Source organism: Mesorhizobium sp. W016, assembly GCF_054719485.1.
On record NZ_JBTTIF010000002.1, the window covers coordinates 4,258,626 to 4,271,288 of the forward strand.

At 63.3% G+C, this 12,663-nt stretch carries 14 protein-coding genes; 9 read left to right on the top strand and 5 right to left on the bottom strand.

Translation table 11 applies throughout. The annotated features are described in order from the left end of the window. Positions 1-66 precede the first annotated feature (66 nt). Together ACYG9V_RS21205 and ACYG9V_RS21210 are read right to left on the bottom strand one after the other, a co-directional pair. Positions 67-996 (bottom strand): glutaminase, encoded by a 930-nt coding sequence (locus ACYG9V_RS21205; RefSeq protein WP_023695367.1) that lies wholly within the window; start codon positions 994-996, stop codon positions 67-69. A gap of 11 nt (positions 997-1,007) precedes the next feature. Next, positions 1,008-2,156, bottom strand: coding sequence for a pyridoxal phosphate-dependent aminotransferase (locus tag ACYG9V_RS21210; protein ID WP_023688384.1), 1,149 nt, complete (start codon positions 2,154-2,156; stop codon positions 1,008-1,010). Between the two features lie 144 nt (positions 2,157-2,300). Between ACYG9V_RS21210 and ACYG9V_RS21215 the strand changes: the two genes are divergently transcribed. From ACYG9V_RS21215 to aat, 6 genes are all read left to right on the top strand, one after another. Further along, positions 2,301-3,728, top strand: coding sequence for a M48 family metalloprotease (locus ACYG9V_RS21215; protein WP_023688383.1), 1,428 nt, complete (start codon positions 2,301-2,303; stop codon positions 3,726-3,728). A 57-nt stretch (positions 3,729-3,785) separates the two neighbouring features. Further along, complete coding sequence (locus ACYG9V_RS21220) at positions 3,786-4,589, top strand: DsbA family protein (RefSeq protein WP_023688382.1); 804 nt, start codon at positions 3,786-3,788, stop codon at positions 4,587-4,589. A gap of 150 nt (positions 4,590-4,739) precedes the next feature. Next, a complete protein-coding gene (gene aroQ, locus ACYG9V_RS21225) occupies positions 4,740-5,174 on the top strand; it encodes a type II 3-dehydroquinate dehydratase (protein WP_023667485.1) in 435 nt (144 codons plus the stop codon). Positions 5,175-5,200: 26 nt separating this feature from the next. Next, the gene (gene accB / locus ACYG9V_RS21230; RefSeq protein WP_023681496.1) at positions 5,201-5,665 is read left to right on the top strand and encodes an acetyl-CoA carboxylase biotin carboxyl carrier protein; all 465 of its coding nucleotides are present in this window, start codon (positions 5,201-5,203) and stop codon (positions 5,663-5,665) included. Positions 5,666-5,675: 10 nt separating this feature from the next. Further along, positions 5,676-7,019 (top strand): acetyl-CoA carboxylase biotin carboxylase subunit, encoded by a 1,344-nt coding sequence (accC, locus tag ACYG9V_RS21235; RefSeq protein ID WP_023681497.1) that lies wholly within the window; start codon positions 5,676-5,678, stop codon positions 7,017-7,019. Positions 7,020-7,046: 27 nt separating this feature from the next. Continuing rightward, the gene (gene aat, locus ACYG9V_RS21240) at positions 7,047-7,664 is read left to right on the top strand and encodes a leucyl/phenylalanyl-tRNA--protein transferase (protein ID WP_023681498.1); all 618 of its coding nucleotides are present in this window, start codon (positions 7,047-7,049) and stop codon (positions 7,662-7,664) included. 42 nt (positions 7,665-7,706) lie between these two features. Here aat and ACYG9V_RS21245 read toward each other — a convergent pair whose 3' ends face one another. The 3 genes from ACYG9V_RS21245 to ACYG9V_RS21255 form a co-directional block, all read right to left on the bottom strand. Next, positions 7,707-8,090: a hypothetical protein gene (locus ACYG9V_RS21245; protein WP_023667489.1), complete on the bottom strand. Its 384-nt coding sequence runs from the start codon at positions 8,088-8,090 to the stop codon at positions 7,707-7,709. A gap of 75 nt (positions 8,091-8,165) precedes the next feature. Continuing rightward, positions 8,166-8,717, bottom strand: coding sequence for a DUF2155 domain-containing protein (locus tag ACYG9V_RS21250; RefSeq protein ID WP_352518626.1), 552 nt, complete (start codon positions 8,715-8,717; stop codon positions 8,166-8,168). Positions 8,718-8,832: 115 nt separating this feature from the next. Then, positions 8,833-9,231 (bottom strand): NADH:ubiquinone oxidoreductase subunit NDUFA12, encoded by a 399-nt coding sequence (locus ACYG9V_RS21255; protein WP_023667491.1) that lies wholly within the window; start codon positions 9,229-9,231, stop codon positions 8,833-8,835. A 324-nt stretch (positions 9,232-9,555) separates the two neighbouring features. Between ACYG9V_RS21255 and panB the strand changes: the two genes are divergently transcribed. From panB to ACYG9V_RS21270, 3 genes are all read left to right on the top strand, one after another. After that, on the top strand, positions 9,556-10,386 hold the full coding sequence (panB, locus tag ACYG9V_RS21260) for a 3-methyl-2-oxobutanoate hydroxymethyltransferase (RefSeq protein WP_023681501.1): 831 nt from the start codon (positions 9,556-9,558) through the stop codon (positions 10,384-10,386). Between the two features lie 11 nt (positions 10,387-10,397). Continuing rightward, entirely contained in the window at positions 10,398-11,255 is an 858-nt protein-coding gene (panC, locus tag ACYG9V_RS21265) for a pantoate--beta-alanine ligase (RefSeq protein WP_352765817.1), read from the top strand. 227 nt (positions 11,256-11,482) lie between these two features. Further along, positions 11,483-12,643 carry a helix-turn-helix transcriptional regulator gene (locus tag ACYG9V_RS21270; protein ID WP_352765807.1) on the top strand — a complete coding sequence of 387 codons (1,161 nt, stop codon included), beginning with the start codon at positions 11,483-11,485 and terminating at the stop codon, positions 12,641-12,643. Positions 12,644-12,663 lie beyond the last annotated feature (20 nt).

The following is a 12,663-nucleotide window of genomic DNA, read 5'->3' on the forward strand; positions in this document are numbered from 1 at the left end:
TGACAAAAATCCCGCGCCGTTCAAACCACGGCGCGGGATTTTTGCATGCGCGAATGACGGAAGGCGTCAGGGGGCGAAAATCGACCAGTTCATCATCCTGGCCAGTTTTTCCAAGGCGATCGACCCCAGCTTGGAATTGCCGTTGGCGTTCAAGCCCGGCGACCATACGGCGAGCGAAGCAACACCCGGCACGATCCCCAATATGCCGCCGCCGACGCCGCTTTTGCCGGGAATGCCGACACGGAAGGCGAAATCGCCGGAACCGTCATAGTGGCCACAGGTCAGCATCATGGCGCCGATGCGCCGCGCCCGCTCGGCAGACACCACGGAGTGCCCGGTTGCAGGGTTCCTGCCGCCATTGGCGAGGAAGCGGCCGGCCAGCGCCAATTGCCGGCAGCTCATGGCGATGGCGCAATGGTGGAAGTACACGCCCAGCGCCAGCTCCGGTGCATGGTTGAGATTGCCGAAGGATTTCATGTAGTTGGCAAGCGCGAAGTTGCGATAGCCGGTGGCGCGTTCGGAAGCCGCGACCTCGCGGTCGATGATGATCGCTTCGTCATCGGCAAGGAACTGGATGAAGCGCAGGATTTCGCCGATCGCCTCGCGCGGCTGGTGGCCGGCAAGCAGTATGTCGGACACGACGATGGCGCCGGCATTGATGAACGGATTGCGCGGAATGCCGTTCTCATGCTCGAGTTGCACGATCGAGTTGAACGGATTGCCCGACGGCTCGCGTCCGACACGCTGCCACAGCGCGTCGCCGACATTGCCGAGCGCCAACGTAAGGGTAAACACCTTGGAGATGGACTGGATCGAAAACGCCTGGTCGGCGTCGCCGGCGACCAGCACGCGGCCGTCATTGGTCACGGCGGCAATGCCGAATTTCTTCGGATCGACCTTGCCGAGCTGCGGAATGTAGGTGGCGACGTCACCGCGATCGGTGCGCTCGGCCATCTCGGCGGCGACATCGGCCAGCGCTTGTTCAAGATCCGGCATGCTCGTCCCCGCTATTTCAGCCAGCGCTCGATGCGCGCCATCGCCTCGACCATGTCGTCATGGCTGCCGGCATAGGAAAAGCGCATCGTGCGGTGTCCTGCCAGCGGATCGAAATCGCGACCGGGCGTCGCCGCCACATGCGCTTCGGCCAGCATTTTGCGCGCAAAGGCCATGCTGTCATTGGTATGCCGGGTGACATCGCAGAAAGCGTAAAAGGCGCCGTCCATCGGCGCCGCCAAGGGAAATCCGAGTTCCGGCAGGCGCCGCATCAACAGCTCGCGGTTCCAGGCATAGCGCGCCTTCACCGCTTCCAGCTCTTGGGTCGCCTTGAAGGCCTCGATCGCGGCGATCTGCGACAGTTCCGGCGGCGAGATGTAGAGGCTCTGGGCGATGCGCTCGATCGGCCTCACCAGAGCTTCCGGCAGCACCATCCAGCCGATGCGCCATCCGGTCATGCAATAATATTTCGAGAAGGAATTGATCACCGTCACGCCTGAGCCATGGGCCAGCGCCGTGGTGTCGGGCGCGGCATAGGCCAGCCGGTGATAAATTTCGTCCGATATCACCGCGATGCCGAGTTCTTCGGCTGTCCTCACCAGTGCCGACAACTCGTCGACGGGAATGACCGCACCTGTCGGATTGGCCGGGCTGGCGAACAACACACCCTTCAGCGGTTTTTCCCGGTGCGCCGATTTCAAATGTTCGGCATGAAGATAGGCGTCGCTGCCGAGCTCGATCTCGACGATCTGGATACCGAGCGCGGCCATGATGTTGCGGTAGGCCGGATAGCCGGGTGCTGCGATGGCGACGCGGTCGCCGGGATCGAACATCGCCAGGAATGCCAGATTGAAGGCGGCCGACGATCCCGTGGTCACGGCGATCCGGTTCGGCGCGACATCGATCCCGTAATGGTCGCCATAATGCGTGGCGATCGCCTTGCGCAGATCCGCCAGACCGAGCGTGTCGGTATAGCCGATGCGTCCGATCCTCAGCGCATTTGCGGCTGCTTCCCTCACGCCCACGGGCGCCGGATCGGATGGCTGGCCGACGGCCATGGAGACGACAGGCACGCCCGTCGCCTTCAGCCGGTTGGCTTCGGCCAGAATGTCCATGGCGTGAAACGGCTCGACTTCACCGCGGCGCGACAGCGAAACTACCATTTGACCTCCGTCCGGCCCGCCGCTCGAAGCCATGAACCGGCGGCAGCGCCGCACAAATGCCCGATTGATGTGAGGATCACAAGTTCGCCTAGTTTCGGTGCCGTGACTTTTCATCGTTCGCCCGCTCGTTTACCAGTGGACCTCATGCTGAGCCGACCCAAATCGACGACTTCCAAATCTTCCATCGGCAAATCTTCCATCGGGAAGACAGCGCGCGGCTTCGCGACGCTTTTGCTTGCGGCCGCCGTCGCTGTCACCGGCTCGGTGACGGCCTTCGCCCAGGCGGTGCCGGTCGTGCGCGATGCCGAGATCGAGGCGCTGGTGCGCGACTATGCGCGGCCGATCTTCAAGGCGGCCGGTCTTGCCAATGACGGTGTCGATATCGTTTTGGTCAACGATCAGAGCTTCAACGCCTTCGTTACCGGGCGCCGGCTGTTCATCAACACCGGCGCGCTGATGCAGGCCGAAACGCCCAACGAGATCATCGGCGTCATCGCCCACGAGGCCGGCCACATCGCCGGCGGCCATCAGCAGAAATTGCGCGACCAGCTCGAGCGCGCCAAGACCATGGCCATCATCGCCACGCTGCTTGGCGCCGGCGCCATCGTTGCCGGCGCCACCACCAACAGCCGCGGCCTTGCCGGCGCCGGCATGGGCGTCGCCGCGGGCGGCGGCGAGATGGCGCAGCGCAGCATTCTTGCCTACCAGCGCACCGAAGAGTCGACCGCCGACCGCTCTGCCATCACCTATCTCAATGCCACCGGCCAGTCCGGCATGGGCATGCTGAAGACCTTCGCCCGGTTCCAGAGCGCGCTGTCGCTTTCCGGCACGCAGGTCGATCCCTACCGCATCAGCCACCCGATGCCGCAGGAGCGCATCGCCAATCTCGAAGTGCTGGTCAAGCAGAGCCCTAACGTCGACAAGGTCGATCCGCCGGCACTGCAGCAGCGGCACGACATGATGCGCATCAAGATCGCCGCCTATATGGGCGGCCAGGCCGCGGCCACGCGGCTGATCCGCAAGGCCCCGGGCAGCCTCGCCTCGCGCTATGGCGAAGCGCAGATGGCCTATCTCTACGGCAATCTGGGTGCGGCGCTGACCAAGGCCAATGCACTGATCAAGGAACAGCCGAAGAACCCCTACTTCCAGGAAATGCGCGGCGACATACTGATGAAGGCCAACAAGCCCAAGGACGCCGCGGACGCCTATGCCAAGGCGGTCAGCCTCGATCCGGTGAGGTCGGGCCTGTTGCCCGTTTCTCTCGGCCAGGCGCTGATGGCCATCGGCACGCCCGATTCGCTGAAGAAGGCGGTGGTGCAGATCAACAACGGCCTCGGGCGCGACAAGGAAAACACGGTCGGATACCGCTATCTCGCCCAGGCCTATGGCGAGCTTGGCAACATTCCGGCGGCGGAACTCGCCACCGCCGAGGGCCATTTCTATTCCGGCGATTACACGAATGCGAAAATTTTCGCCATGCGCGCGCAAAAGGACTTGAAGCGTGGCGAACCCGGCTGGATTCGCGCGCAGGACATCATAAACTACAACCCTTCAGGCAAACTCAAGAAATGAACCTTCCGGTCGCCCGCTGCGACTAGGATAGACCGGAACCGGCAAGAGGATCAGACGATGAACAAGGCAATATTGCTCGGCACGACGGGAATGGCGGCTGCTCTTGCCATGCTGGCTTTCGGGTTCGTCGCCGGCAGTCCGCAGGTGGCCAAGGCCGGCACGGCGCAGACCGTGCAGACCGCCTCTTCCGACACCAAGATCGATCGCACCGAGGTCGAGGGCATTATCCGCGACTATCTCCTGAAGAACCCCGAAGTGCTGCTCGAAGTGCAGGAGGCGCTCGAGGCCAAGCAGAAGGAAGAGCAGCGCATCGCCAGCCTCGGAGTCATCGAGAAGGCCAAGTCCGAGATTTTCAACTCGACCTTCGACGGCGTCGTCGGCAATCCGAAGGGCAAGGTCACCATCGTCGAATTCTACGACTACAATTGCGGCTTCTGCAAACGCGCCATCGACGACATGCAGGCTCTGACAAAGGCCGATCCGGAGCTGCGCTTCGTGCTCAAGGAATTCCCGATCCTCGGGCCGGATTCGCAAAAGGCCAGCGTCGTCTCGATGGCTTTCCACCTGATGCATCCGGAGAAATACGGCGAGTTCCACAACGCCCTGCTCGGCGGCCAGGGCCGCGCTACCGAGGCGGCGGCCATCAAGGTTGCGCTGTCGCTAGGCGCCGATGAGGCGAAATTGCGCGAGAAGATGAAGGATCCGACCATCACCGAGGCTTTCTCCAAGACCTTCGACCTCGCCAACAAGCTGGCCATCACCGGAACGCCTTCCTACGTGGTCGGCAATGAGGTGGTGTTCGGGGCGCTCGGCCAGGAAGTGCTGGCTGAAAAGATCGAGGCGGCGAAAGCCGCGCTCTGATCTTGCACGCGAGCCTATTTCTCACGGGCACATTTCCGCCTGTTGTGGACAGTGAAAGATCGCACTTGTGCTCTTTCCGCGGGCGGCTATGCCCATTATAGAAGGCCCTGCGCGCCGGCTTGAGGCCGGCGTCGGAAAAGGTCGGCATTTTTGAAAACGATTTTCGTCCTGAACGGCCCCAACCTGAACGCGCTCGGCAAGCGCGAGCCGGGCATCTATGGCGGCAAGACGCTTGCCGCGATCGCCGACGACTGCAAGCAGGCGGGCGCCGCCCTTGGCCTCGAGATTGATTTTCGCCAGTCGAACCATGAGGGCGACCTCGTCGACTGGATCCAGGAAGCCGGCGACAAGGCAGCCGGCATCGTCATCAATCCGGGTGCCTACAGCCACACCTCGATTGCCATTCACGACGCCATCCGCGCTGTCGCGCCGCTGCCCGTCGCCGAAGTTCACCTCTCCAACATCCACGCGCGGGAACCATTCCGCCACGTCTCCATGGTCGCGCCGGTCGCTGTCGGCATGATCTGCGGGTTCGGGCCGCTTGGCTACTCGCTGGCGCTGCAGGCGCTGGCGGCTCGCCTATGACCGGCCCACAAACAGAAGGCTCGAAAATGTCGATAAAGAAGACCGGTGTTGACCAGCAACTGATCCGCGATCTCGCGGGCATACTGAACGACACCAATCTCACCGAGATCGAAGTCGAGCTCGGCGACCTGAAGGTGCGCGTGTCGCGCCAGGCGCCGGCCGTCCACGCCATCGCCGCCCCGCAGGCCGGTTATGCTCCGGCAGCGCAGCAGCCCGCGGCGGGCGCGGCTGCCGCACCAGCAGTGGCCGACCCGTCCAAGAACGCGGTCCCCTCGCCGATGGTCGGCACCGCCTATCTCGCGCCCTCGCCCGACGCCAAGGCCTTCATCGAAGTCGGCCAGAAGGTCAAGGAAGGCCAGACGCTGCTGATCATCGAAGCGATGAAGACGATGAACCAGATCCCTTCGCCGCGCGCCGGCACGGTGACGGCGATCCTGTTCGAGGACGGCCAGCCGGTCGAGTACGGCATGCCGCTCGTCGTGATCGAGTAGAGCGGGCCGGATGTTCCAGAAGATCCTCATCGCCAACCGCGGCGAAATCGCGCTTCGGGTGCTGCGCGCCTGCAAGGAACTCGGCATCCAGACCGTGGTCGTGCATTCGACCGCCGACGCTGACGCCATGCATGTCAGGCTCGCCGACGAAAGCGTGTGCATCGGTCCGCCGCCGTCGCGCGACAGCTATCTCAACATCCACCAGATCGTCGCAGCCTGCGAGATCACAGGCGCCGATGCCGTGCATCCGGGCTATGGCTTCCTGTCGGAAAACGCCAAGTTCGCCGACATTCTCGCCGCCCACAACATCACCTTCATCGGCCCGTCGGGCGACCACATCCGCATCATGGGCGACAAGATCGAGGCCAAGCGCACCGCAAAGCGGCTCGGCATTCCGGTTGTGCCGGGCTCCGACGGCGCCGTCACCGATCAAAAGGAAGCCAGGCGCATTGCCGCCGAGATCGGCTATCCCGTGATCATCAAGGCATCGGCAGGCGGTGGCGGGCGCGGTATGAAGGTCGCCCTTACCGAGGCCGATCTCGAGATCGCCTTGCAGACAGCGAGCACGGAAGCGGGAGCCGCCTTCGGCGACGATGCCGTCTACATCGAGAAATACTTGGAAAAGCCGCGCCACATCGAGGTGCAGGTATTCGGCGACGGCGCCGGCCGCGGTGTGCATTTCGGCGAGCGCGACTGTTCGCTGCAACGCCGCCACCAGAAAGTCTGGGAAGAGGCGCCCTCGCCGGCCCTTAACGCCGAGGAGCGCGCCCGCATCGGCAATATCTGTGCCAAGGCCATCGCCGACCTCGGCTACTCCGGCGCAGGCACCATCGAATTCCTGTACGAGAATGGCGAGTTCTACTTCATCGAGATGAACACGCGGCTGCAGGTCGAGCATCCGGTGACGGAGGCGATCACCGGCATCGATCTCGTCCACGAACAGATCCGCGTTGCCTCCGGCGGCGGGCTTTCGGTGCGCCAGGAGGACATCAAGTTCAACGGCCACGCCATAGAATGCCGCATCAATGCCGAGGACCCGCGCACCTTCACGCCTTCGCCCGGCACGATTACACATTTCCACACGCCTGGCGGTCTCGGCATCCGCGTCGATTCCGGTGTCTATTCCGGCTACAAGATCCCGCCCTATTATGACAGCCTGATCGGCAAGCTGATCGTGCACGGCCGCAACCGCGTCGAATGCATGATGCGGCTGCGCCGGGCGCTCGACGAATTCGTCGTTGACGGCATCAAAACGACGCTGCCGCTGTTTCGGGACCTGGTCGGCAATGCCGATATCGCCAATGGCGACTACGACATCCACTGGCTGGAAAAGTATCTGGCCAAAGAGGAATAGCGCCCGAATTGCCGCTATGATGCCGCGATGACCCGCCCTTACGCACCCGGCTATCGCATTCCGACCGACCTCTTGCTCAAGGCCTATGCCTCGGGCGTCTTCCCGATGGCGGAGAGCGCTTCCGACCCGGAAGTGTTCTGGGTGCGGCCGGAGACGCGCGGCATCATCCCGCTCGACGGCTTCCACACGCCGAAGAGCCTGCGGAAGACGATCCGCAAGCACCCGTTCGACATCCGCTTCGATTTCGATTTCGAGGCGACGATCGACGGCTGCGCCGAAAAGCGCGAGGAGCGCCGCTCGACCTGGATCAACGCGCCGATCCGCGAAGCCTATATCGAGCTGCACCGTCTTGGGCACTGCCATTCGGTCGAGGCATGGCGCGAGGAACGGCTGGTCGGCGGCCTCTATGGCGTCTCGCTCGGTCGCGTGTTCTTCGGCGAAAGCATGTTCGCCCGGGAAACCGACGCGTCCAAGACCTGCCTGTATCATCTGGTCGAGCGGCTGAAGGCGCGCGGCTTTGCCCTGCTCGACACGCAATTCACCACCGAGCATCTCAAACGCTTCGGCGCGGTCGACGTGCCGCGCGTCAAATACGAGAAGATGTTGGCCGACGCGCTGAAGGGCGAAGCCGTTTTTTATCCCTGACCGGAGACCGAGCGGCCGAGCCGGCTCGACCGGTGAAAGGGGTCAGCCCTTCGCGGTTTCCATCGGCGTCTGCGAATGGAACATCATCTTCCAGCCGTTGACACGATGAACATAGCCGGTGCTGACCAACGCGGCGTAGGGCTCGCCGTTTTCTCGTGTCGCATGAGCCTCATAGGTCAGCATGATAATGTCGCTGCCGGGCTCGATGATACCCTTGAGGTCGATCTGAAGGTCGCGCCAGCGGTTGGGCTTGGTCGCGGTCTTGGCCAGATCGGCATTGTCCATTGCCTGTGCCATCTCAGGAAATGCTACCAGGCATTCTGTGTCGACATTGGCGGCGTAGTAAGCTTCGTCGCCCGTCCAGAACCCCTTTTCGAGTTCGAGCAGGTCGTCTTTGCTGGCCGTGATCCGTTTGCTGTCCGACATCAGAATATCCTCCAAGCGCGCAAATGCGCGGTCGTCCATGGCCCAACGCATGGTGGCCATGACGGTTCCGGAGGATCAGTTGGTGTTGGTCGCGTCAGGCTCCGTGGGGTCCGGCTGTTCGGCGGCCGGAGCAGCGGCGGGCTTTGGCTTGGACGTGTCGACCTTGGGCGTCTCGGCATTGGCCGCGTCGGGCGGCGGCACATCCGACTTCTGCTTGCAGCCCTTTAGCCAGACGTCATAGACGGCGTGCTCGACGGCGTTTAGGCCGGGGCTCTCGGCGAACATCCAGCCGGTGAAGATGCGGCGGATCTTACGGTCGAGCGTGATTTCGTCGACTTCGACGAAGGAATCGGTCTTCGGCTCTTCATTCTCCGGCCGCGAATAGCAGATGCGCGGCGTCACCTGCAAAGCGCCGAACTGCACGGTTTCGTCGATGTAGACATCGAAGGTGATGATACGGCCGGTGATCTTGTCGATGCCGGCAAATTCGGCGACCGGATTGGTGATGCGATCGGAGATTGCGGGTGCTGCCGCAGGCGCCTGCGCCGCGGCAAACGCTGTCGAAAACATGGCGATAGCGCCAATTGCCGCCAGTCCGGCCATCGATGTCAGGCTGAAAATGTTCATGCGGAGATACCGGTGGTTTGGGCCCGGGTGATTCTGTCACGCCCAAGGCTATTCGCCGTTGTCATATCAGCAAGCAGCTAAACGCCAATTGTGGCGACAAAGGACCGGCCGGCGGTCAAGAACCAGGCGTCCACGCATCGTAGTCGCCCGTCACCTGCGGACGGTGCTGATTGGTGAGCACGGAACCCTTTGGGCGATAAGCCGCCGGTGTTCCCGTGAGGTTCGGCTCATGCGCCTTTTCCCATTCGCGCGGCCGATAGTCATCGCTTGGCGGCGCCACATCGACGCGGTGATGCATCCAGCCGTGCCAGCCCGGGGGGATCGCCGACGCCTCCGAATAATTGGCGTAGATGACCCAGCGGCGGGTGCGGCCTTCCGAATCGACGCCGCCTTCGTAGTAGACGTTGCCGGCCCCATCCTGGCCGACCTTGTTGCCGTGGCGCCAGGTGTGAAAACGGGTTCCCAGCGTCTGGCGGTTCCACCAGGTGAAAAACTGCAGAAGGAAAGTTTTCATTCAGATCCTCGCGGGCGCGCGGCGGTGGCTGTCCCTGCTTATGGCGTCAGGCCTTGGCGAAGGCAAGGGTTTTGCGGCGCCTGCGGCACTGACGGCATGCCGAAACGCTCGGTCATTGGCCGATCCATTTCGCACCTGCGAACCGACGCTTGCCAAGCCGGCTGCGTCTTCCTAAAGCTCTCATCGCCCGGCGCTGCCGCATGACCCCGAAAATCGAAATCGATTTTCGGAAAGGATCATGCGCAAACCAAAGTGCTACAGCGTCCTTTGCGCGTCCACGGGACGCGCGGCGCTGTAGTCAACGCCGGCTGCGGGAGGTGAGGAATGGCCTTAGCTGTCGCCAGGATCAGTGCGGAGACAATACGCGCCCGCAAGGGCGGCGTGCCGGTCGTATGCCTTACCGCTTACACCTATCCCGTCGCCCGCCTGCTCGACGATCATGTCGACCTTCTCCTGGTCGGCGACAGCGTTGCCATGGTGCTGCATGGCCACAAGACCACGCTCGGCGCCTCGCTGGAGATGATGATCGCCCATGGCCAGGCCGTGATGCGCGGTTCGTCAAAGGCCTGCGTGGTGGTCGACATGCCGGCCGGCAGCTACGAGACTTCGGCCGCGCAAGCCCTTGCCTCGGCGCGCCGCATCTCTGAGGAAACCGGCTGCGAGGCGGTGAAGCTGGAAGGCGGCGTCGAAGTCGCCCTCCAGATCGCCGCAATCGTCACGGCCGGCATTCCAGTGATGGGCCATATCGGCTTGCAGCCGCAATCGGTGGAAAAGGACGGTGGCTACAAGATCAAGGGCCGCACGCCGGAGAATGTGGCCGCGCTCATGCGCGACGCCGACGCGGTCGCAAAGGCCGGCGCGTTTTCGCTGGTCATCGAAGGCACGGTCGAGACCGTTGCCGCCGACCTCACCCGGCACATTACCATTCCTACCATCGGCATCGGCGCCAGCCGCGATTGCGACGGCCAGATCCTGGTCATCGACGACATGGTCGGCCTGACGGTCGACCGGGTGCCGAAATTCGTCAAGGAATACGCCGATTTGCGCAGCGCGGTCGCCGATGCCGCGGCGCGTTATGCGGCGGAGGTGCGCAGCCGCACCTTCCCCGGGCCGGGCCACGTCTTTTCAGCCGCGAGCGACAAGGACAAGGCATGAACCGGCCCCCCATCCGCCAGCCGCTCGTCGTCGACACCGTGCCCGGCCTTCGCGCGCAGATCCGCGAATGGCGGCGCGAAGGCCTGAGCGTCGCCATGGTGCCGACCATGGGCGCTTTGCATGACGGCCATATCTCGCTGGTCGGGGCTGCGCTCGCAACGGCCGATCGCTGCGTCGTCTCCATCTTCGTCAACCCGGCCCAGTTCGCCCCCACTGAAGATCTCGACAAGTATCCGCGGCAGCTGGCCCGCGATCTCGACCGGCTGACCGAGGCCGGCGCACAGCTTGCCTTCACGCCTACGGTTTCCGAAATGTATCCGGCAGGCTTTGCGACGAAGATTTCGGTCGGCGGCCCGTCTTCTGGCCTGGAATCGGATTTCAGGCCGACCTTCTTCGAGGGCGTCGCCACGGTCGTGGCCAAGCTCTTTCTGCAAGCCCTGCCCGACTACGCCATCTTCGGCGAAAAAGACTACCAGCAGCTTTGCGTCGTCCGAAAGCTCTGCCGCGATCTTGACCTTCCGGTGGAAATCGTCGGCGCGCCAACCGTGCGCGATGCGCATGGCCTGGCAATGTCGTCGCGCAACGCCTATCTCGACGCCGCCGAACTCGACGTCGCGCGACAGCTCAATGTCATCTTGCGCCAGACGGCGGCAGCGCTCGCGGCCGGTGCCGATGAAAACGGTGTGACCGGTAAAGCCACTGCCGCGCTTCTCGAGGCAGGCTTCGACAGCGTCGACTATGTCGCCGCGCGCGAGAGCCTGACGCTCACCTCGTGGCGGCGTGACGGCGATGGCCGCCTGCTTGCCGCGGCGTGGCTTGGCAGAACCAGGTTGATCGACAATGTGGAAGTTTCCTCATTTATTACCTGAAAAATTCCAATTCCGTTCACTTTGATTTGTATCGCAGAGCGGCCCGAGTGCTCTTAGACAACGGCTCATCAGGCACGACGTTCTGACCAGCCCGTAGGCGCTCACAATACACCGAACGCCGCTGTGAGACGTTTCACAGACGTAACCAAGCCGGCTATGTTGTGTGCGACCTCAGGCGGAGAGAGTGTGTGACCTGCCACTGCGCTGCAATCCTTACGAGGCTCTACGTGTCTGTCCAGGCCAACATATTCGGTCGCGCCCTGCCGCAGATCGTCGAAGCGATTTACGATTCGATTGTCGATGTCGGCCGTTGGCCATCGACGCTTGAATCAATCTGCAAATTGGCGCTCGGCCGGCTTGCCATGCTGGCGGTCGTCGATACGGCGAGAAACTCGGCCCGGTTTTCGACTTCCTGCGGCGATCCGGTTCTGCTTGAGCCGCTGCAGCGCGATTACGCCTGCGAGGTGCCCTTTTTCAAGGCGGTGCCGAAGATGGAAGTCGACATACCGTTGACCGTCGACAGCGTCTACGCCCTGCAAGGCCCTGACGCCCGCCAGAACTGGCTCGAAAGCCGCATCGTGCGCGAGTGGGTGGAACCCAACCGTCTCGACGATTTCTTCTGGGTGGCGCTGATGAAGCAGCCGGCGCGCACCGGCACGCTGATGGTGGTTACCGACAAGGACAGGCCCCAGATTTCAGCCAGGGATATCGACCTGATGTCCAGGCTCGCCCCCCATGTCCGGCGTGCGGTGACCATCGGCGACCTGTTCGAGGCCGAGCGGCGCAAGGCCGACGTCTTTCGCTCGATCCTTGAGAGCCTCGACCATCCAGTGCTGATCGTCGCCGACGATATGCAGATCATTTTCGCCAATCGGGCAGCCGAAGCCCTGCTCACCGAAACCGCCTCAGTGTCCTCGGTGCGCGGCCAGCTGTCCTTCGCTTATGCCAACGCCAACACCGCCATCGGTCGCGCCGTCCAGCTCGGCACGCGCGACGAATTCGCGCTCGGACCGTCCGGCATCAACATTCCGCTGGTGAAGGCCATGTCTCCGGCGGTGGCGCATGTCATGCCTCTGGCGCGACGCGACATTTCGGCCCGCATGTCGCCGCGCGCCGCCGCGGCCATCTTCATTGCGGCCGCCGGCGCCGCATCAGTGCCGGCGCTGGAAGCGATCGCTGCGCTGTTCGGACTGACCGCAGCGGAAAAGCGTGTCGCCGGCCATGTCGCCGCCGGGCTGACACGGCGTGAAATCGCGGCTGCCAGCGGCGTCTCGGACGGAACCGTCAAATCACAGCTGGCAACCATCTTCGACAAGACCGCCACCGGCGACCAGCGAGAGCTGGAACTCCTGATGCGCGAATTGACGCCGCCGCTGCGCTCGGCCTGAAGCCATACTCGGAGCCAATC